General features: G+C 66.5%; 13 protein-coding genes. 5 read left to right on the top strand and 8 right to left on the bottom strand.

Going from position 1 to position 20,648, the window contains the following annotated elements; translation table 11 throughout:
• Positions 1–2,349, bottom strand: a complete 2,349-nt coding sequence (locus FF090_RS07085; protein WP_310732991.1) for a UvrD-helicase domain-containing protein — start codon at positions 2,347–2,349, stop codon at positions 1–3.
• 46 nt (positions 2,350–2,395) lie between these two features.
• Between FF090_RS07085 and FF090_RS07080 the strand changes: the two genes are divergently transcribed.
• Genes FF090_RS07080 through FF090_RS07070 form a run of 3 tightly spaced genes read left to right on the top strand, consistent with a single transcriptional unit; the run spans position 2,396 to position 5,392 of the window.
• Complete coding sequence (locus tag FF090_RS07080; protein ID WP_138856063.1) at positions 2,396–4,318, top strand: hypothetical protein; 1,923 nt, start codon at positions 2,396–2,398, stop codon at positions 4,316–4,318.
• Positions 4,315–4,716 (top strand): YchJ family protein, encoded by a 402-nt coding sequence (locus tag FF090_RS07075; RefSeq protein ID WP_138856062.1) that lies wholly within the window; start codon positions 4,315–4,317, stop codon positions 4,714–4,716. The genes FF090_RS07080 and FF090_RS07075 overlap by 4 nt, the downstream gene beginning before the upstream one ends.
• Positions 4,694–5,392, top strand: coding sequence for a pseudouridine synthase (locus tag FF090_RS07070; RefSeq protein WP_138856061.1), 699 nt, complete (start codon positions 4,694–4,696; stop codon positions 5,390–5,392). The genes FF090_RS07075 and FF090_RS07070 overlap by 23 nt, the downstream gene beginning before the upstream one ends.
• Here FF090_RS07070 and FF090_RS07065 read toward each other — a convergent pair.
• Entirely contained in the window at positions 5,372–10,705 is a 5,334-nt protein-coding gene (locus FF090_RS07065) for a PAS domain S-box protein (RefSeq protein WP_138856060.1), read from the bottom strand. The two genes, FF090_RS07070 and FF090_RS07065, sit on opposite strands and share 21 nt — an antisense overlap.
• Before the next feature lie 42 nt (positions 10,706–10,747).
• Positions 10,748–12,235 carry an NAD-dependent succinate-semialdehyde dehydrogenase gene (locus tag FF090_RS07060; RefSeq protein ID WP_138856059.1) on the bottom strand — a complete coding sequence of 496 codons (1,488 nt, stop codon included), beginning with the start codon at positions 12,233–12,235 and terminating at the stop codon, positions 10,748–10,750.
• Between the two features lie 109 nt (positions 12,236–12,344).
• On the opposite strand from FF090_RS07060, the gene alaS reads away from it, so the two are divergent.
• Positions 12,345–14,972 (top strand): alanine--tRNA ligase, encoded by a 2,628-nt coding sequence (gene alaS, locus FF090_RS07055; protein WP_138856058.1) that lies wholly within the window; start codon positions 12,345–12,347, stop codon positions 14,970–14,972.
• The gene (locus FF090_RS07050; protein WP_138856057.1) at positions 14,969–15,505 is read left to right on the top strand and encodes a GNAT family N-acetyltransferase; all 537 of its coding nucleotides are present in this window, start codon (positions 14,969–14,971) and stop codon (positions 15,503–15,505) included. Before alaS ends, FF090_RS07050 begins: the two co-directional genes overlap by 4 nt.
• Positions 15,506–15,559: 54 nt before the next feature.
• On the opposite strand, the gene FF090_RS07045 is transcribed toward FF090_RS07050, so the two are convergent.
• The 5 genes from FF090_RS07045 to odhB form a co-directional block, all read right to left on the bottom strand.
• Positions 15,560–15,892, bottom strand: coding sequence for a hypothetical protein (locus FF090_RS07045; RefSeq protein WP_138856056.1), 333 nt, complete (start codon positions 15,890–15,892; stop codon positions 15,560–15,562).
• A gap of 158 nt (positions 15,893–16,050) precedes the next feature.
• Positions 16,051–17,148, bottom strand: coding sequence for a cell division protein ZapE (zapE, locus tag FF090_RS07040; protein WP_138856055.1), 1,098 nt, complete (start codon positions 17,146–17,148; stop codon positions 16,051–16,053).
• Positions 17,149–17,227: 79 nt separating this feature from the next.
• Entirely contained in the window at positions 17,228–18,646 is a 1,419-nt protein-coding gene (gene lpdA, locus FF090_RS07035) for a dihydrolipoyl dehydrogenase (protein WP_138856054.1), read from the bottom strand.
• A 49-nt stretch (positions 18,647–18,695) separates the two neighbouring features.
• Complete coding sequence (locus tag FF090_RS07030; protein ID WP_138856053.1) at positions 18,696–19,226, bottom strand: hypothetical protein; 531 nt, start codon at positions 19,224–19,226, stop codon at positions 18,696–18,698.
• A 107-nt stretch (positions 19,227–19,333) separates the two neighbouring features.
• Positions 19,334–20,584 (bottom strand): 2-oxoglutarate dehydrogenase complex dihydrolipoyllysine-residue succinyltransferase, encoded by a 1,251-nt coding sequence (odhB, locus tag FF090_RS07025; RefSeq protein WP_138856052.1) that lies wholly within the window; start codon positions 20,582–20,584, stop codon positions 19,334–19,336.
• Positions 20,585–20,648: the final 64 nt, after the last annotated feature.

The raw sequence follows: 20,648 nt of genomic DNA, 5'->3' as shown, positions 1-20,648 counted from the left end.
TCAGATCGGTGTGAGCTTGGCCACCGAAAGCGCCAACCACTTGGCCCCATGCCGCCCGAACTGAATGTGGGCGCGCGCGTCGGCACCCGCTCCTTCCAGGGTCAGCACCACGCCCTCGCCAAACTTGTTGTGGAACACCGCCTGGCCCACGCGCAGCCCACTGTCATGCTCGGCCTTCTTGGGCACCGGCGCGGCCACGGCCTGCTGCCAAGCGGCCGGCTTGGGCGCCGGCCATCCACCGCGTGCTTCGCCACCACGCCCTGCACCCACCACGCCGGAAAGACCGCTGCCGCGCTGCCAAGCATTGGCGTAATCGCGCTCAAAACCGCTGCCAAAGCCGCCCTGCTTGGGGCTGAGCCACTTCAGGCTGGCCTCGGGCAGCTCGGCCAGGAAGCGGCTGCGCACGTGGTAGCGCGTTTGCCCGTGCAGCATGCGGCTTTGCGCCAGACTTAAATGCAGGCGCTTGCGCGCGCGGGTGATGGCCACATACATCAGGCGGCGCTCTTCCTCCAGGCCGTCAAAGTCCTGCAGCGCGCGCTCGTTCGGGAACAAGCCCTCCTCCAGGCCGGTCAGGAACACCGCGTCGAACTCCAGGCCCTTGGCAGCGTGGATGGTCATCAGTTGCAGCGCATCCGCCCCGGCAATCGCCTGGTTCTCACCCGACTCGAGGCTGGCATGCGTCAGGAAGGCGGCCAGCGGGCTCATGATCTCGCCGGTGTCGGCGTCGGGGGTGAGGCCAGGCCCGAGTTGGCCGTTGACCCCCAGTTCGTCCACCGGCAGCGCCACCGCGTCCTTGCCAAAGCCTTCCTGCGTCACAAAGCTCTCGGCCGCGGTGATCAGTTCCTCCAGGTTCTCCAGACGCTCGGCGCCGTCCTTGTCGCTGCGGTAGTGCGCGGCCAGGCCCGAGCCCTCGACCACGTGCTCAACGATGGCGCGCAGGGTCTGGCCCTCGGTGGCGCGGCGCAGGCCTTCGATCAACTCGATGAACTTTTGCAGGCTGACGCCGGCCCGGCCCGAGAGCGCCGAGACCGACTGCCAGAGGCTGCGCCCACTGGCTTTGGCCGCGTCCTGCAGCTGCTCCACCGTGCGCGCGCCGATGGCGCGGGCCGGGAAGTTCACCACGCGCAGGAAGCTGGTGTCGTCGTTGACGTTCTCCAAGAGGCGCAGGTAGGCCAACGCGTGCTTGACTTCGGCGCGCTCGAAAAAGCGCAGTCCGCCATACACGCGGTAAGGGATGCCCGCATTGAAGAGCGCCGACTCGATCACCCGGCTCTGCGCATTACTGCGGTAGAGGATGGCGATCTCCGCACGCGCCAGACCCCCACGGTGCAGGCTCTGCGCCTCTTCCAACACCCAACGCGCCTCCTCGAAGTCGCTGGGGGCCTCGAACACGCGCAGCGGTTCGCCCTGGCCGGCGTCGGTACGCAGGGTCTTGCCCAGACGCTTCTGGTTGTGATCGATCAGGTGATTGGCGCAGTCCAGGATGTGGCCGCAGCTGCGGTAGTTCTGCTCCAGCTTGATCAAGCGACGCACCCCGTACTCGCGCTCGAAGGCATGCATATTGCCCACCTGGGCGCCGCGAAAGGCGTAGATGCTCTGGTCGTCGTCGCCCACCGCGAACACGGCGCCGCGCCCGCCCGGTGGTGCAAAGAGCTTGAGCCAGGCGTACTGCAGCTTGTTGGTGTCCTGGAATTCATCGACCAGGATGTGCTGGAAGCGCGCCTGGTAATGCTGTCGCAGCGCGGCGTCATCGCGCATCAGCTCGTAGACGCGCAGCATCAGCTCGGCAAAGTCCACCACACCCTCGCGCTGGCATTGCGCGTCATAGGCGGCATAGATCTCCACCATCTTCATCTCTTGCGGATCGCGCGCCAGCACGTCCTTGGGCCGGGCGGCGTCTTCCTTCCAATGGGCGATGGTGTGGGCCACGGCCTTAGGGATGAAACGCTCCTCGTCCAGGTTCATGGCCTTGATGACGCGCTTGACCGCGGCCACCGTGTCGCTGCTGTCCAGGATCTGGAAGCCCTGGGGCAGTCCGGCGGCCTTCCAATGCGCGCGCAGGAAGCGATGGCACAGGCCGTGGAAGGTGCCAATCCACATGCCGCGCACGTTGTAGGGCAGCATCGCGGCCAGGCGGGTCTGCATCTCCTTGGCGGCCTTGTTGGTAAAGGTCACGGCCATCACGCCCCCTGGGCCCACATGGCCCTGACTCAGCAGCCAGGCGATGCGGGTGGTCAGCACCCGGGTCTTGCCCGAGCCCGCACCGGCGAGGATGAGCCCGGGCTCCGCACCGAGCGTCACGGCGGCGAGTTGTTCGGGGTTGAGGTGGGCAAGAAGTGTCGAATTCATGAGGGGGCGGATTGTCGTTGCCTCGGGCGGACGTACATTGCCGCGCATGAAGCGCCGCCCTCTACTGGGCGCCAGCCTGGGCCTGCCCGGCTTGGCCGCCTGCCGCCAAGAACCCACCGATGCCGCCCCGGCGCCGGCCGCAGCCGCCGCGCCCGCACTGCCGCCGGAGCGCCCAGGCTCCCCCTATCGCTCGCAGCAACGCTATCTGTTCCAGCAACTGCAGCAAGCCGAACTGCCCTCTCGCCTGCCGGGGGGCCAAGCCCTGCCCTTGGACCGCTATGGCCCGAGTGCCGACTATGTGGACGCCTATTGCGGCTGGACTTGGGAGCGCCGCGGCGGTGATTGGATCGACGCCAAGGGGCTGCGATGGGGCAGCGCACCCTGGTTCAGCTTGGAGACCGTGGCCCCCGCCCCCGGCCAGGTGGGCCATGAATTTGTCGACGCCACCGCCCTGGCGCAGGCGGCCCAGCAGCAAGACCGCTGGTGTGCCCTGCTGCTGCGCAACAGCCCTGGCAGCACGCTCAAGATCAGCGGCCCGCTCCACCCGCGCCTGGGGGGGCCACAGCTGTCAGTGGTCTACGCCGACGGCGAACGCGAACGCCTGCGCGCCCGCCTGGTGGCCAGCGTGCAACCTGGCCGGCCACAGACTGCCGCGCCCGAGCTGATGTTGCCGGTTTTCATCGAATTCGAGCGCCCGCGCAAGGCCGTGCGCGAGGCTCGCCTGGGGCTAAGCCTGACGGCACAGACCGGCCAGGCCCGCGCGCGGGTTGAAGGGTTCCTGCTCGACCCCACCCACACCCTGCCGGCGGCGCGTGACGGCCTGGCGCGCGCGCAAGCGCAGCGTCTGGACGCCGATCTGGACCAGCACCCCCAAGTCATCGGCGTGCACCGCTATGTGGATGGCAGCCGATTCGAAGACTTCGTGTTGAATGAGTCGATCAATCCCTGGGCCGAACGCGAGTTCGACCCTTCTATCTGGGATCGCGGCGCGCCCGACACCCGCAAGCTGCCCCACAAAGGCTTGGGGCGCTGGGTCAACATCAGCACCCCGCGCTCGCAGTGGGGGCTGGTCGATTCCGGCTATCGCGGCGAGGGCTTCGCCCCGCTGACGCCTGGGCTGGGTGCCCTGCGGGTGCACATGCCAGCCGCGCCGAACCTGCACGATGGCGCCATCGTCGGCCACGGGGGCACGCCAGGGGTGAACGCCTGCATCTTCATGCCCGAGCCCTTATTCGGCCGATTGGACCGCGTGTTCGTGCGCTACTACCTGCGCCTGGGCCTGACCGAGCCGCCCCAGGCCGCGCACGACCCCAAGGTGCGCTATCAGGTCTATCACGGCCAAGAGCACGCACAAACGGCACGCAACCCGGTCTGGACCGATCGCGGCGGCAAGTTCGGCATCATGCCGGACCACGCAACCAGCTATGGCGGCGTAAGCGGCAGTTCGGGTGGCAACAAGGGCTGGCAGATGCGCCTGGCCTGGTCCGAATGCGACGCCGGCAATGGCAGCGGCCCCGACGAGGGCGGCTGGCGCCCAGGCTTTCACACCTACGACTTTCAGAATGAGCAGCCGGTCGGCCACCGCTACGTCAACGACCGTGTGGAGCAAAGCTGCTGGGGCCAGCGCGATGGCGTGGGCGGCATGCTCTATGCCGGACAGTGGTACTGCATTGAATGCGAGCTGCAGCTGAACCATGCCGACCCCAAGGGCTGGAGACCCGACGGCGCCCTGCGCGCCTGGGTCGATGGCCGCCTGGTCTTCGAGCGTGAAGGCATGGTGTTTCGCACCCTGCCCTTGCACGATCCGGGCTTCGAGTCGGGACGCATCCGCCCTTGCCGTGAACTGGGCATTCGCAGTCTGTGGTTCAACTGGTTCCATGGCGGTCAGACCCAGAACAGCATCGACCGCAGCCTGTTCGTCACCGGCCTGGCCTGGGGCCGCGACTACCTGGGGCCGATGAAGCGATGAGCGATCTGAACGGCGCCTGCCCCTGCGGCCACCCGCAAAGCTATGCCGCCTGCTGCGGCCGCTATCACCGCACGTTTACCGAAACGGGCACACTCAGCGCGCCCACCGCCGAGGCCTTGATGCGCAGCCGTTACAGCGCCTTTGTGCGGGATCAGCTGAGCTATCTGCTCGCCACCTGGCACCCGCGCACCCGGCCTGACAGGCTCAGCCCCAACGAGCCCGGACTGCGCTGGCTGGGCTTGGAGGTCCACCGCCACACGCAGCTTGACGCGACCCATGCCGAGGTCCACTTCGTGGCCCGCAGTAAGCTGGGTGGACGGGCGCACCGGCTGGTGGAGACCAGCCGCTTCGAGCGCGTGGACGGGGTCTGGCTCTATGTCGACGGCGACCTTTCCTGACTTGCCCCTGCTGGCCGAAGGCGAGGGCTGGATCGCCATCGACAAGCCGGCCGGCCTGCTGGTGCACCCCAGCCAGCTGGACGCCCACGAGGCCGACACCGTGCTGGCGCGCGCGCAGGCTCAGTTCGGCCGCCGCTTCAGCCCCGCGCACCGGCTGGACAAGGGCACCAGTGGGGTGCTGTTGCTGACCCACAGCGCGCCAGCCGCCGCCCTGCTGGGGGCCTGGTTTCGAGACGAGCAAATTCACAAGCGCTATCTGGGTCTGGTGCGCGGCTGGCCGCAGGGCGAGCAGGGTGTGATCGACCATCCGCTGGCGCGCGACCCCGAGCAACCCAGCGCTGGCCAAGCGCACTTGCCGGCACAGACCCGCTGGCAGGTGCTGCAGCGCCTGAGCTGGCCCGTGCGCACCCAGCCCGGCTTTGAGCACACCCGCGGGGCCTTGCTGGAGTTGGAGCCGCTGCAGGGCCGACGGCACCAGATACGGCGCCACTGCAAGCACATCGCTCACCCGTTGATCGGCGACGCCACCCACGGCAAGGGGCCGCTGAACCGAGCGCTGGCGGCGCATCTGGGTCGGCAGCGGCTGTGGCTGCATGCACAGCGCTTGGAATTACCGGACAGCCAGGTCATCGAAGCCCCTCCGGGGCCGGAATGGTCAGCCCTCCAGCAGGCGTAGGGCCGCCGCAAAGTCCAGCGCCGCCAGGGCCTGGTCAAACGCATCCAAACGATCTCCCAGATGGGCTTGCAGCGGCTCGCGCAGCTCGGCAGCCACGCCCAACGCATTCAGGTCCTGCGCCTTCAGGGCCTGCGCCAAAGGCTGCAAGGGTTGAGGCAAACCCGCCGGCCCGGCCGTGGCGGCCGCCAGGGGCGTTCCAGCCAGTGCCTGCGCATGATCCAGCAGGGCTGCGCATCCCCGCTCGATGCGCTCGCCCAGCTCCGCGATCCACTCCGGCGCCAAGGTCTGACCCGCCTTGGCGCGCTGCTCGCCTTCTCGTCCCCAGCCGGCCAGTTCATCGGCCGCCAAAGTGGCCGCCAGGCCCTTGAAGCTGTGCAGGGCCTGCTGGCTCTCCTCGTGCTGGGTCGGCTCGGCTGCGCGCGCCAGCGCTAACAGCTGCTCGGGCAGGCGCTCTGCGGACTTGGCAAAGGAGCGACACATGCGCAAATAGAGCTCGGTCTTGCCCATGAAGCGGTCCATCGCGGTCTGCAGATCGATGCCCTGGCGCAATGCTTGGGCCTGCCGCTCGGACTCCACCTGCAGGGTGGGCAACACCTTGGCCGCCACAGGTTCCTCGGCGGCCGCGCCCACCAAACGACGAATCAAGGCCATCAGGGGCTCCATCTCGAAGGGCTTGCCCACATGCTCGTTCATGCCCGCATCCAGGCAGGCTTCGCGGTCCGCGGCCATGGCATTGGCGGTCATGGCCACGATGGGCAAATCGCGCAAACCCAGTTCGCCGCGGATCGCTCGGGTGGCTGCAAGGCCATCCATCACCGGCATCTGCATGTCCATCAGCACCAGATCGAAACCCTGGGGCTGCGCCCGCAAGCGATCCAGCGCCTGCCCCCCGTGGTCCGCCACCACCACGCTGGCTCCCTCGGCCGTCAGCAGCTCAAAGGCGACTTGTTGATTGTTCGGGTTGTCTTCCACCACCAGCAGGCGAATGCCCTCCAGGCCCGGGCCGCGTTGACTTAGCGCCGGCGCTCCGGCGTGCGGCGTCTCACCTCGAACCAAGGCGACGGCATCGGCCAGCATCCCCGTGGTGATCGGTTTGACCAAAAAGCCCTGCAGGGACTGCGTACCCTCCGCCTGCAGGTGACGCTCACGCTCGGCGGACGATCCCATCTGCAAGAGGGGCAGGCGCCGCCCAGCCCGGCGCGCGCGCGCCTGCAACTGCTCGGCCAGCTCACCGCCGTCAACGTTGGCATCGAGCAGGACAACGTCAACGCAGCGGCCCTCTTGCTCTTCCTGGTCCCAAAGCGCCAAGGCTTCCTCGGCCTGGGCCGCCAGCAGGGCCTGCCAACCCAGACCCTCAGCCATCGCCTCGACGGCCGCCCGCACCACAGCGTTGTCATCCAGCACCAGCAAGCGCAGGCTCGCCGACTGACGTACCGGAGACTCGCCTTGATCCGCCACGGGCAGCTCCAGCACAAAAGAGAAGCGGCTGCCCCGCCCGGGCTGGCTGGAGAGTGCAATTTCCCCGCCCATCAGCTGCACCAGGCGCTGGCTGATGGCCAGTCCCAGGCCGGTGCCGCCAAAGCGGCGCGTGGTGCTGGCCTCGGCCTGCGAAAAGCCAGTGAACACCGTGGCCTGCTTGTCTGGCGCAATGCCGATGCCGGTGTCGCGAACCGAAAATTCCAGCCGCACCGGTCCACCCGGGTCGTTCGAGCCGCCCAAGCGCCGCAGGCTGATCACCACCTCGCCGGACTCCGTGAACTTCACAGCGTTGCCGCCCAAATTGATGAGCACCTGCTGCAGTCGCAGAGAGTCGCCCACCAGATGGGGCGGCACCCGGGGGTCCACATAGAGCACCAGCTCGATGGGTTTGATGCCGACATTGCTGGCCAGGATGACGGCCAGATTGCGCAACAAGCCCTCGGTCTCGAAGGGCTGCGGGTCCAGCACCATCTTGCCGGCCTCGACCTTGGAGAAGTCCAGGATGTCGTTGAGCAAGCCCAGCAAGGAGCGCGCAGCGCCCTCGGTCTTGTCGGCGTAGTCGGCCTGGCGCGGCTCCAACGGCGTGCGCTTGAGCAACTTCAACATACCCAGAATCGCGTTCATGGGCGTGCGGATCTCGTGGCTCATATTGGCCAGGAATTGGCTCTTGGCCACACTGGCGGCATTGGCCCGATCACGCTCGATGCCCAGGTCGTGTGCCAACTGCTCGGCCCGGGCCTGCTCGGCCTTGAGCTCGCCGATGTCCATGGCCATCACCACAAAGCCCTGGACCTCGCCGTCACGCACATCGGGCACGTAATGCACCAGCGTGTCCTCGAAGTGGCCGTCGAGATTCATGCGGCGTTCGAATTGCTGCGGCTCGCCCGTCAACACGAGGTCAATGCGCGCGCGATTCGCCGCCACGCGCTCCGGCGCAAAGACTTCGTCCAACTGCGCACCCAGCATCTGCTCGCGCGTGCGGCCGACCCAATCGGCATAGCCGCGATTGACGAACACGCAGCGCAGCTCTCGCGTCCAGTAGGCAATGCGGCCCGGCACGCTGTCGGCCACCAGACGCACGAAGTGTTCCTGCGTGCGCATGGCCTCCTCGGCCCGCTTGCGCTCACTGACGTCGATGTAAGTGGTGATCAGCCCGCCGCCCGGCAGCGGCGCCCCCCGGATGTCCAAGGTCAGCCCATTGGGTCGGGTGCGTTCGAAATGGTGGGTGGTGGCGGCCTCGGCCATGCTGCGCAGGCTGGCCACGGCCTCCAGACTGGAGCTGCCGCTGCCGTACTCGCCACGCTCGGCGTTGAAACGCAATAGGTCGTCGAAGTGGGTCTGGCCCGGCACCATCAGCGTGGCAGGCAAGTCCAGCAGGCGCATCAACTCGTGGTTGGCCGCGCGCAGACGGAAGTCCTGGTCAAACACCAACAAGCCGCAGGGCAGGTTTTCCAGCACCGACTGCATCAGCTCGCGCTGGCGCTGGGCCTCCTTCTCCAGGCTGCGTCGCACGCTGATGTCCTGGTAGGCGCCGACGATGCGCAGCGGCCCGCTGTCGTCGAACTCGGCCTCGCCCACTGAGCGCACCCAAAGGTCCTGACCCAAGGCATTGCGCAGCCGCAACTCCAAGTCCCAGCCCTGGGCATCCTGCACGGCACGGCTCATGGCCTGCTTGAGCGCATCCACGTCATCCTCGTGCACATAGCGCAGGGCCTGCACCAAGCTGGGCTGCTCACCCGGGCTCAGGCCGTGGATGCGAAACACCTGGTCAGACCAGGTGATGCGGTTCTCGCTCAGATTGAGTTCGAAGCCCCCCACCTGGGCCAAGCGTTCTGTGCGGTCCAGCATCAGCTGGCGCACCCGCATCAGCTCATCAGCGCGATGACGCTCATGAATATTGAGCAAGATGCCGGCCAGCCAGAGCGGTTCACCGTTGGGGGTGCGCGCCACCACCGTGCCCCGCAGCATCAGCCACACCCAATGACCTTGAGCATGGCGCAGGCGCAGTTCAACCTCGCAGGCAGGACTGGCACCGCTGAAGTGAGCGTGCATGGCCTTTTGCAGACGTTCGCGATCCTCGGGGTGCACGCGTTCACGCCAGAGACTGACCCCGGCGCGGTGCAGTGCTTCGAGCGACTCACCGAGAAATCCCGCCAAACGAGGATTGACCCGCAGTTCACCGCTCTGGAAATTCCACTCCCACGTTCCGGCCTGGGTCCCTTCGACGATGGCCGTGAGGCGCTCACGCTCACGTTGCAACTCCGCCTGGACCGTCTTGGCTGCTGTGATGTCAAAACGGATCGCGACAAACCGGTCGATGGCACCATCCGGCCCCATGAAGGGGGCCACGATGGTGTCCACCCAATACAGCCGACCATCCTTGGCGCGATTGCAAACTGCGCCGCGCCAATGCTGGCCGCTGGAGATGGTGCGCCAGAACTCGGCCCAGAAACTGCGCGAGTGATGGCCCGAATTCACCATCCGGTGCGGCGAGCCCAGCAGCTCACCGCGCGAATAACCGCTGAGCTGGCAGAACGCGTCATTCACCTCGATCACCAGGCCCTGGGGGTCTGTGACCGAGACGATGGCGTGCTGATTCAGGGTGCGCAGCAGGTCCTGATGATCTCGCAGCGCGTCAGCCATGCCCTGCTGCGCCTGCCGGCGTGCATTGCAATCCAGTCCCAGCAAGACGGCGCCCTGCCAATTCCCCTGCGCATCGCGAACGGGCTCCAGCTCCAGGTCCAACCACAGCGTGCGGCCCTTGGCATCGGTACAGGCCATTTCGCTGCGAAAAGCCTGACCCAGGGCCAAGGCCTCATTGAGGGCCTCGCGCTGCGGCCCCGGTGCGAGTCCCAGCACGTCCGCCAACTCCGTCCCTGGTTCGGCCGCCTGGCCCAACTGCCGTCCGGCCGCACCATTGGCCCACAGCAGGTGCCCGAAGGCATCGGTGCGCAGCACGATCTGCTCGGTCAGTTCCACCACATGCGCCAGACGCTGCAGGTCCACCGCATCGCGGGCCGCCTGATCCAAGGCTTGTCGCCGGCCCGCCTGCAGGCGCGCGACGGCCACAGCCAACACCAAGCTGAGCAACAGCCCCCCTGCCAACACGCCTTGCTGCCGAGGGCTTGGAGGCCACAGCGCCGGCGGCGCCTGAACCAGCAGCCATTCACGCCCCCCAACCCGCATGGCGCGTTCCGTCCCGCCCGTCAGTGCCGCGCCCCAAAGCGGCAAGCCCTTGGCTGAACCAAAGAAGAGCGCGGCATCGCCCGCCTGCTGTGTCTGCGCATTCAGCCCGTGGAGCCAAGCCTGTACATCCAGGCGCAGCATCACCCAGCCCTCAATACCGTCCGCAGTCATCAAACGCTGCGCAGCCCAGATCTCACGCCTGGCCGGCCCGACGGCCAGCAACATCTGCGCGCTTGTGCCCTGACTGTCCTCAGCGCTGCGTGCCAACGCTTGGCGCTCGCTGAGATGGCCATCTTGGCCGATGTCCGGTGCCTGCTTCGGAATCCACTCCAACGCCAGCAAGCCGTGCAACAAGCGGGCCCGCTGCCGCTCCGCCTGAAAGGCGGCCAACTGGGCACTGGCCCGATGAGGCTGAACCTGAACCAGCAAGACCGCAGTCTGCAAAGTCTGTTGGGCCAGACCCCAGCGGTGCCCCAACTCCTGTTCCAAAGCCTCGGCCGCCGCCCGCTGAGCCTGCAGCCGCTGTGGCTGCTCCCAAGCATGCAGACCCAACATCAACAGGGCCAGCAGCAGCCAAGCTACCAGCAGGGCCAACAGCCCTTGAACGGCACTGGAGATTCGGCGCAATGGCTTGTGGCTCGGGTCCATTCGGTGGATTGGCACGCGGTGGGCAGCCAGTCTAAGCGGCACTCAGCGGGCCAGATCGCCCAGGCAGACCGTCTTCAGATCCAGGTATTCATCAATGCCCTGATGCCCGCCTTCGCGGCCGTAGCCACTCTGCTTGATGCCGCCGAAGGGGGCTTCGGCGCTGCCGATGGCTCCGGTATTGATGCCCACCATGCCGTAATCCAGCGCCTCAGCCACCCGCATCACGCGGCCGATGTCGCGACTGAAGAAATAGCTGGCCAGGCCAAATTCGGTGGCATTGGCCAACGCGATGGCCTGGGCCTCGGTCTCGAACTTGAGCACCGCCGCCACCGGCCCAAAGGTTTCCTCGATGGCCACGCGCATGCGCGCCGTCACGCCGGTCAGCAAAGTGGGCTCAAAGAACATCGCGCCCAGATCGCCGCGGGCCTGCCCACCGCTGCGCAGCGTGGCGCCTTGAGCCACGGCATCGTCCACATGGGCGCGCACCTTGGCCAGGGCCTGGGCGTCAATCAACGGACCGACCTGCACCCCGGCTTCTTGCCCGGGTCCGATCTGCAAGGCGGCCACCCGCTCGGCCAGTCGCTCCACAAAGGCGTCATGAATCCCGGCCTGCACATAGAAGCGATTGGCGCAGATGCAGGTCTGGCCGGCATTGCGGTACTTGCTTTGCATCGCGCCTTCGACCGCCGCGTCCAGGTCGGCGTCATCAAACACGATGAAGGGCGCGTGTCCGCCCAACTCCAGCGACAGGCGCTTGAGCGTTGGCGCACACTGGGCGGCGAGCAGTCGGCCGACTTCGGTGGAGCCGGTGAAGCTCAGATGCCGCACCGCCGGCGCCTCGCACCAGAGCTTGCCGACGGCCACCGACTCTTCGGCCGTGGCCGGCAACACCGCCAACACCCCGGAGGGCAACCCAGCGCGCAGGGCCAGCTCAGCGCAAGCCAGGGCGGTCAAGGGGGTCTGTTCCGCCGGCTTGACCATCACCGTACAGCCGGCCGCCAGGGCCGGCGCCACCTTGCGGGTGATCATCGCCAGAGGGAAATTCCAGGGCGTGATGGCAGCACACACGCCCACCGCCTGCTTCCAGATCCAGTAGCGTTTGCTGGGGTCGGCCGCCGGCACCGTCTCGCCATAGACCCGCTTGCCTTCTTCGGCGTACCAATCCAAGAAGCTGGCCGCGTAGGCCACCTCGGCCTTGGCCTCGGCCAGTGGCTTGCCCTGCTCGGCCGTCATGATGCGAGCCAGGTCCTCGGCATTGCTGCGCAAGGCCTGGGCCCAGCGGCTCAGCATCAGCCCGCGGTCGCGCGCACTGCGGGCACGCCAGGCCGGAAGGGCCTTTTCCGCGGCGTTCAGGGCGGCCTGAGCCTGCTCGACGCCATGACCCGCCACTTCGGCCAAAAAGCTGCCGTCGGCCGGGTTATGAACCCGCAAGGGGCTAGAGCCGCCCACCCATTCGCCGTCGATCAGACCGGCCGTTCGCAGCAGGCTGGCATCATTGAGGGCTGGCAGGGCGCTGGCAGTTTCGCTCATAGGGATCATTCCGGTTGGGGAAACACACTCTAGCTGCCCGCACTGCCCACTCGCACCGACTACTTTTGCAACCGTTTGAATCGGCCCCTAGACCGGGCCGCGCCGCGCCATGAAAGCCGCTGACATCCGCGCCACGTTTTTGAAGTTCTTTGAGTCCAAGGGCCATGCCGTGGTGGCCAGCTCGCCCGTGGTGCCGGGTGATGACCCGACCTTGCTGTTTACCAATGCGGGGATGAACCAGTTCAAGGACGTGTTCCTGGGCTTCGACAAGCGCCCCTACCAACGCGCCACCACCAGCCAGAAGTGCATCCGCGCCGGTGGCAAGCACAACGACCTGGACAACGTCGGCTACACCGCGCGCCACCACACCTTTTTCGAGATGCTGGGCAACTTCAGCTTTGGCGACTATTTCAAAAAAGACGCCATCGCCTTTGCCTGGGAGCTGCTGACCGTCCACTTCAAGCTGCCGGCCGACAAACTCTGGGCCACCGTCTACGCCGAGGACGACGAGGCCTACGACATCTGGTTGAAGGACATCGGCCTGCCGGCCGAGCGCATCGTGCGCATCGGTGACAACAAGGGCGGCCGCTACCAGTCGGACAACTTCTGGATGATGGGCGACACCGGCCCCTGCGGCCCCTGCTCCGAGATCTTCTACGACCACGGCCCGGACGTGGCCGGCGGCCCCCCGGGCAGCGCCGAACAGGATGGCGACCGCTACATCGAGATCTGGAACAACGTCTTCATGCAGTTCAACCGCACCGAAGACGGTGTGATGCACAAGCTGCCCAAGCCCAGCGTGGACACCGGCATGGGCCTGGAGCGCTTGGCCGCCGTGCTGCAGCATGTGCACTCGAACTACGAGATCGATCTGTTTGTGGCCCTGCTGGCAGCGGCCAAGAAGGCGGTGGACGAGGCCGGTGCGGGTGACTGTGACAAGGACAGCCCCAGCCTGAAGGTCATTGCCGACCACATCCGCGCCTGCAGCTTCACGATCTGCGACGGCGTGATCCCCGGCAATGCCGGGCGCGGCTATGTGCTGCGCCGCATCGCCCGCCGCGCCATCCGCCACGGCTACAAGCTGGGTGCGCGCGCCCCCTTCTTCCACAAGCTGGTGGCCGCCCTGGTGGAACAGATGGGCGAGGCCTACCCCGAGCTGCGCGCCGCCGAGAAGCGCGTGACCGAGGTGCTGCTGCAGGAGGAAACCGGCTTCTTCCGCACCATCGCCAACGGCATGGAAATCCTGGAAGCTGCCTTGGCCGGCGGCCAGGGCGTGGATGGCGACACCGCCTTCAAGCTGCACGACACCTATGGCTTCCCGGTCGACCTGACCGGCGACGTCTGCCGCGAGCGCGGCGTGGCCGTCGATGAGGCGCGCTTCAACGAGTTGCTGGAAGAGCAGAAGACCCGCGCCCGCCAGGCCGGCAAGTTCAAGATGGCCCAGGGCCTGAGCTACGAGGGCGTGGCCACCGCCTTCCACGGCTACGAGCACCTGGTGTGCGAGACCAGCCGCATCACCGCCCTCTATGTGGATGGTGTTGCGGTGCAGCAGGTGGCGGCCGGCGACGACGCCGTCATCGTGCTCGACCACACCCCCTTCTACGCCGAGAGCGGCGGCCAGGTCGGCGACAGGGGCGAGCTGCGCAATGCCGCCAGCCGCGTGGCGGTGCACGACACCCTGAAGATTCAGGCCGATGTGTTCGGCCACCACGGCAGCGTGCTCGAGGGCGGATTGCGCGTGGGCGACCAGCTGGTGGCCCGCGTGGACGCCGAAAGCCGCTCCCACACCGTGCGCAACCACAGCGCCACCCACCTGATGCACAAGGCCCTGCGCGAAGTGCTGGGCGCCCATGTGCAACAGAAGGGCTCGCTGGTTTCGCCGGAGCGCACGCGCTTTGACTTCGCCCACGGCCAGGCCCTGACGGCCGAGCAGATCGCCGAGGTCGAACGCCTGGTGAATGCCGAAATCCTGGCCAACGCCAGCACGGCCGCCGAGGTGATGGAGTTGGAGGCCGCCCAGAAGAGCGGCGCCATGATGCTGTTCGGAGAGAAATACGGCGAAACGGTGCGCGTGCTCTCCATCGGCAGCAGCAAGGAGCTGTGCGGCGGCACCCATGTGGGCCGCACTGGTGACATCGGACTGTTCAAGATCGTGGCCGAGGGCGCCGTGGCGGCGGGCATCCGCCGCGTCGAGGCCGTCACCGGCACCAACGCGCTGGCCTATTTGCAGACCCTGGAGACCCGCCTGGGTCAGATCGCCAGCAGCCTGAAGGTGGCGCCGGCGGACGCGGCCACGCGCGTCGAGGGCCTGCTGGAGCACATCAAGCAGCTCGACAAGGACATGGCCCAGCTCAAGGGCAAGCTGGCCTCGGCCCAGGGCGATGCGCTGGCCGATCAGGCCATCGATGTCGGCGGTCTCAAGCTGCTGGCCGTCGCGGTCGAGGGCGCCGATGCTGCCACCCTGCGCGGCCTGCTGGACAAGCTGCGTGACAAGCTCAAGAGCGCCGTGCTGGTGCTGGCCAGCGTCGATGGCGAGAAGGTCTCGCTGGGCGCCGCCGTCACCGCGGACTGGGTGGCCAAGGGCTTGAAGGCGGGCGAGTTGGTCAGCTTTGTGGCCGCACAAGTGGGCGGCAAGGGCGGCGGCAAGCCCGACATGGCCATGGCCGGCGGCAGCAACCCGGCGGCGCTGCCTGCGGCGCTGGCCTCGGTGCAGGGGTGGGTGGCCCAGCGCACATGAAGGGGACGCTGACCATCCGTCGGGCCGTGCCGACCGATGCGCCCGGCTTCGTGCGCATCGTGGCGGACCCGGCCGTCTTCGGCGGCCTGCTACAGCTCCCCTATCCCACCGAGGCGCTGTGGCGGCAGCGCATTGAGGCCCAAGCCCAGGTGGGCAGCACCGATTGGATCCTGGTGGCCGAACGCGGCGGCGTGCTGCTGGGCCATGCCGGCTTGCACGCGGTGCCGGGAGGCGCACGGCGTGCCCATGTGCGCTCGCTGGGCGTTGCGGTGGCCGTTGACGCCCAGCGCCAGGGCGTCGGCTCGGCGCTGCTGACGGCGCTATGCGACCTGGCCGACAACTGGCTGGGCGTGTTGCGGCTGGAGTTGGGCGTTTACACGGACAACGCGCCCGCCATTGCGCTCTATGAGCGCCTCGGTTTTGTGACTGAAGGGGTGCATCGCGGCGACGCCCTGCGCGACGGTCGATATGTGGACACTTTGTCTATGGCGCGCTGGCACCCCCGCCCGCCCCAAGGGCCCCGCCCAGAATGAACAATGGCCACCTCGCGGTGGCCTTTTTCATGCACTTCGGTCGCTCCGGTCGATTCAACCCATCGTGGGTCGAGGCGGCGCGGAGCCGACCCGTTCACCGCGCTGCGGCTGCACGTCCTGACGCGGGACGATCACAGGTTCATTGAACTCCAAGGCCTCGCCATGGGCCGCCGGCAAGGGGCGCTCCGCCACCGCAGGCGCATCTGCCTTGGTGGGCGCAGGCTGAACCGCCGCCGCCGGCTTGACCGGCTCAAGCTGGGTGGGCGTGCGCTTGCCGGTCACGATCAGCTTGGCCAGCTTGACCAATTCGCTGGACTCGGCCTTGGGCGCCGTCAACGCCAGGGCCAGGGCCGCAGCGGTGAGGGCAATGAATTTGATGGTGCTCATGGTTTTCCCTAGTTAGCTTGGCTCGCCCATCTGGGTCTTTGCGCCATGCCAGCAGTGTCACCAAGCCGCGGGGGTGCCACAAGTCCTGGATGACGAATGACGATTTCCCGTGCATGAACTGCAACCGAACCCGGATGAACGGGGTCAGGCCGCGGGGGTCAGGTCAACTGGGTGTCCACCTCGCGGCGAGCCTCGCTCAGGTACTCGGCCGATTGCATTCCGCGCAATCGGCTCACCGTGCGCACGAACTCATGCGCCAGGGGCCCCTCGGTATAGAGCGCCTCGGGCTCCACCGCCGCGCTGATCACCAACTTGACCTTGCGGTCGTACAGCACGTCCACCAGCCAGGTGAAACGGCGCGCCTCGCTGGCCAGCCTCACCGGCATTTCGGGCACCTCGGACAGAAACACCGTGTGGAACTGGGTGGCCAATTCCAGGTAGTCGTTCTGCGAACGCGGCCCACCGCAGAGCGTGGCGAAATCGAACCACACCACCCCGCCGGCGCGGCGGCGGGCGCGGATCTCGCGGTGCTCGATGTGCAGCAGCGGGTCCTCGTCGTGCGCCTCGGCCAACTGGCCGAAGAGCTGGGTCATCGCCGCCTCGGCCTGGGGGCTCAGGGGACAGTGGTAGACCTTTGCGTCGGTGAGCGTGCGGCGGCGGTAGTCGATGCCGGCATCCACATTGACGATGTCCATCGTCGATTTGAGCAGCGCGATGGCGGGCAGGATGCGGTCACGATGCAGTCCGTTGGGATAAAGCCCCTCGGGATGGAAGTTGCTGGTCGTCACCATGCCGATGCGGTGCTTCTGCAGGCCCTCGAGCAGGCGCAGCAAGATCATCGCGTCGGTCACATCGGCGATGTGGAACTCGTCGAAACAGATCAGGCGGTAGCGCCGCGCCATGCGCCGGCACAACTCGTCAATCGGGTCGGCAATGCCCTTGAGCTCATGCAGATCGCGATGCACCTCGCGCATGAACTCGTGAAAGTGCAGGCGCACCTTGCGGCTCAAAGGCACGGCGTGGAAGAAGCTGTCCATCAGGAAGCTCTTGCCCCGGCCGACGCCACCGTACAGGTAGACCCCGCGCGGAATCGGGGGTTTAACCAAGAGCTTTGTCACCGCATTGCTGCGCCGCGCCTTGTAGGCCAGCCAGTCGTCCTCGCAGCGCTGCAGCGCGGCCAGGCCGAGAAGCTGCGCTTCATCGGCCTGAAATCCCCGGCTTTGCAGCTCCGCCTGGTAGGCGGAAGTGGTCGTCATCGCGGGCGCAGGGCCGCCCCAAGCCTGCGAGCGCCCCCTCGGGGGGTGGCGACCGCAGGGAGACTGGGGGCCATATTCATCAGAAATTGAGGGTGCGCTTGTCCACCGCCAGCGCCGCTTCCTTGGTCGACTCGCTCAGACTCGGATGGGCGTGGCAGATGCGCGCGATGTCTTCGCTGCTGGCCTTGAAGGCCATGGCCATCACGCACTCAGCGATCAGCTCCGAGGCGTAGGGGCCAATGATGTGCACGCCCAGGATCTCGTCGGTCTTGGCGTCGGCCAGCATCTTGACGAAGCCGGTGGTGTCGCCCAGCGCGCGCGCTCGGCCGTTGGCCAGGAAGGGGAACTGGCCGCTGCGGTAGGCGCGACCCTCGGCCTTCAAAGCCTGCTCGGTCTTGCCCACCCAGGCGATCTCGGGGCTGGTGTAGATGACCCAGGGGATGATGTCGAAGTCCACATGGCCATGCTGGCCGGCAATGCGCTCGGCCACCGCCACGCCCTCTTCCTCGGCCTTGTGCGCCAGCATGGGGCCGCGCACCACATCGCCCACCGCCCAGACGCCGGGCAGATTGGTCTTGCACTCGGCATCCACCACGATGGCACCGCGCTCGTCCAGCTTCAGGCCGATGGTCTCGGCCCCAAGGCCGATCGTGTTCGCCACGCGGCCAATGGAGACGATCAGCTTCTCCACCGTCAGGCTTTGCTCAGCGCCCTTGGCGTCGGTGTAGGCCACGGTGACGCTGTCCTTGGCCTTGGTGACCTTGCTGATCTTCACGCCGAGCTGGATGTCCAGGCCCTGCTTCTTGAAGACCTTGGCGGCTTCCTTGGCCACGGCCTCGTCGGCGGCGGCCAGGAAGGCGGGCATGGCTTCGAGGATGGTGACCTCGGCGCCCAGGCGGCGCCAGACCGAGCCCATCTCCAGGCCGATCACGCCCGAGCCGATCACGCCCAGCTTCTTGGGCGTGGCGCCGATGCGAAGAGCGCCGTCGTTGGAGAGGATCAGCTCCTCGTCGAACTCCGCGCCCGGCAACTGGCGGGCGTTCGAGCCCGTCGCCAGCACCACCTGCTTGGCGAATACGACTTCATCGCCAGCCTTCAGCTCGTAGCCGCCGTCCTTGGCCGCCACAAAGCTGCCGCGGCCGTGGAAGAACGTGACCTTGTTCTTCTTGAAGAGGTAGAGGATGCCGTCGTTGTTCTGCTTCACGACGGTGTTCTTGCGCGCCACCATCTTGGCCACGTCGATCTTGACGTTGTCGGCCGTGATGCCGTGGTCGGCAAAGTGGTGGTTCAGGTGCTCGTAGTGCTCCGAACTCTGCAGCAGGGCCTTGGAGGGGATGCAGCCCACGTTGGTGCAGGTGCCACCCGGAGCCGGGCCGCCCTTGTCGTTCTTCCACTCGTCGACACAGGCGACGTTGAAGCCCAGCTGGGCCGCGCGGATGGCGGCGATGTAGCCGCCGGGGCCGCCACCGATGACGACGACGTCGAAGTTCTTAGACATTTCAGATCCTATGTTTAATTCCGCGAAACTGATTCACAGTCCAGCAGGTTTAGAATTTATAGGGAATACAGCGCCCCACTTGCTGAGTTGCATCATCGACTCGTGTTCGGACAACGCGATCGCCCGCCAAATTCAAAGAGCTTACTGAGGCAAAGCAGTGCGCGGAGTCAAACCCGTATGCAATTTCATACTCGCCGCCTTCCTTTGCCATGAAATTAAGTGCAAGCGAACAAGACCTCACAACGCCACCCGTATGAGGTCCGTGCTGAGTAAATAAGAGTTGTGTGGCTTTGGCAGGAATGACCATTTCCACCACATTGGGATCAGCCTGTTTTGCACTATCAAGCATGCCTTTCGGCTGATGCGCTGGAGTTGGTCCACCCCCTCCGCCCATCATGCCGAACCAAAGCGGAGTCTCGCAATTCGCCTTTTCAAAGGTGTGAATCCATGTGAATGCCACCTGACCATCTGGCTTGATACGCAATTTTGCGGTGGGGCCACTAGTGGGCTGGACAAATTGCCCAGCGCAACCACTCAACAGAAGCACCACAATAGCCAAGCAAGTAAAGCGGAAACCCATTTCAATCCTTGAGAGGAGGGGGGAGGAAGAAGAAAACACCGGCAAATTGTGCGCCCTAGCCGAGCGAAGGCGCATTTCGCATCAGGCGACTCGGAGCAGTCGCAAACTTAGATATCGAACAACAAACGGGCCGGATCTTCCAGCGCTTCCTTCATGGTCACCAGACCCAGCACGGCTTCGCGGCCGTCAATGATGCGGTGGTCGTAGCTCATCGCCAGGTAGTTGATCGGGCGCACAACGACTTGGCCGTTTTCCACCACGGCGCGGTCCTTGGTGGCGTGCACGCCCAGGATGGCCGACTGCGGCGGGTTGATGATGGGCGTGGACAGCATCGAGCCGAAGGTGCCGCCGTTGCTGATGGAGAAGGTGCCGCCGCTGAGCTCTTCCATGCTCAGCTTGCCGTCCTTGGCCTTCTGGCCAAAGCTGGCGATGGTCTTCTCGATCTCGGCAAAGCTGAGCTGGTCGGCATTGCGGATGATGGGCACCACCAGACCGCGCGGGCTGCCCACGGCGATGCCGATGTCGAAGTAGCCGTGGTAGACGATGTCATTGCCGTCGACGCTGGCGTTCAGCACCGGGAATTTTTTGAGCGCCGCCACCGCGGCCTTGACGAAGAAGCTCATGAAGCCGAGCTTGACGCCGTGTTCCTTCTCGAACTTCTCCTGGAACTTCTTGCGCATCTCCATCACCGGGGCCATGTTGACCTCGTTGAAGGTGGTCAGGATGGCATTGGTGGACTGGCTCTGCAGCAGGCGCTCGGCAACGCGGGCGCGCAGGCGGCTCATCGGCACGCGCTGCTCGGGACGATCACCCAGATTCATGCTGACGGGCGCGGCCACGGCCGGCAGGGGCTTGGCGACGGCCGGAGCGGCCGGCACAGCCACCGGGGCGGCCACCGAAGCGGTCACTGCAGCGGGCTTTTCCAAGGCGTTGATCACATCGCCCTTGGTGATGCGGCCGTCCTTGCCGGTGCCGGCCACGTTGCTCAGACCGTTGTCGGCCATCAGCTTGGCGGCGGCGGGCATGGCGACGCCGGACTTGTCGGCGCTGGCGGCCGCAGCGGGTGCCGCAGCAGCAGGTGCAGCAGCAGCCGGGGCGGCGGCGGCGCCGGCCTTGCCCTCGGTATCGATCTGGGCGATCACCTGATCGCTGGTGACGGTGCCGCCACCGGCCACCACATGGGCGGACAGCACGCCGGCGGCCGGGGCCGGCACTTCCAGCACGACCTTGTCGGTTTCGATCTCGATCAGGATCTCGTCGATGGCGACGGCCTCACCGGGCTTCTTCTTCCACTGCATCAGGGTGGCCTCGGCCACGGACTCGGACAGCTGCGGAACCTTGACTTCAACGATTGCCATGTTGGTCTCTACTTTCTGTTTCGTTCCTGCGCGGTGAACGGCCCAGGAGGTCCGTTCCACTGCG

The organism is Inhella inkyongensis, from assembly GCF_005952805.1.
Lineage (GTDB): Bacteria > Pseudomonadota > Gammaproteobacteria > Burkholderiales > Burkholderiaceae_C > Inhella > Inhella inkyongensis.
Note: the sequence above shows the minus strand (reverse complement) of the source record. Positions and strands in the feature narration are given on the sequence as shown.

Bases quoted from the DNA above. Each gene is read 5' to 3' on its own strand.
- zapE (WP_138856055.1), bottom strand. From the start codon at position 17,148: ATGACGACCACTTCCGCCTACCAGGCGGAGCTGCAAAGCCGGGGATTT.
- FF090_RS07050 (WP_138856057.1), top strand. From the start codon at position 14,969: ATGAAGGGGACGCTGACCATCCGTCGGGCCGTGCCGACCGATGCGCCC.
- FF090_RS07030 (WP_138856053.1), bottom strand. From the start codon at position 19,226: ATGGGTTTCCGCTTTACTTGCTTGGCTATTGTGGTGCTTCTGTTGAGT.
- lpdA (WP_138856054.1), bottom strand. From the start codon at position 18,646: ATGTCTAAGAACTTCGACGTCGTCGTCATCGGTGGCGGCCCCGGCGGC.
- FF090_RS07075 (WP_138856062.1), top strand. From the start codon at position 4,315: ATGAGCGATCTGAACGGCGCCTGCCCCTGCGGCCACCCGCAAAGCTAT.
- odhB (WP_138856052.1), bottom strand. From the start codon at position 20,584: ATGGCAATCGTTGAAGTCAAGGTTCCGCAGCTGTCCGAGTCCGTGGCC.
- FF090_RS07070 (WP_138856061.1), top strand. From the start codon at position 4,694: ATGTCGACGGCGACCTTTCCTGACTTGCCCCTGCTGGCCGAAGGCGAG.
- FF090_RS07045 (WP_138856056.1), bottom strand. From the start codon at position 15,892: ATGAGCACCATCAAATTCATTGCCCTCACCGCTGCGGCCCTGGCCCTG.
- alaS (WP_138856058.1), top strand. From the start codon at position 12,345: ATGAAAGCCGCTGACATCCGCGCCACGTTTTTGAAGTTCTTTGAGTCC.
- FF090_RS07065 (WP_138856060.1), bottom strand. From the start codon at position 10,705: ATGGACCCGAGCCACAAGCCATTGCGCCGAATCTCCAGTGCCGTTCAA.
- FF090_RS07060 (WP_138856059.1), bottom strand. From the start codon at position 12,235: ATGAGCGAAACTGCCAGCGCCCTGCCAGCCCTCAATGATGCCAGCCTG.
- FF090_RS07085 (WP_310732991.1), bottom strand. From the start codon at position 2,349: ATGAATTCGACACTTCTTGCCCACCTCAACCCCGAACAACTCGCCGCC.
- FF090_RS07080 (WP_138856063.1), top strand. From the start codon at position 2,396: ATGAAGCGCCGCCCTCTACTGGGCGCCAGCCTGGGCCTGCCCGGCTTG.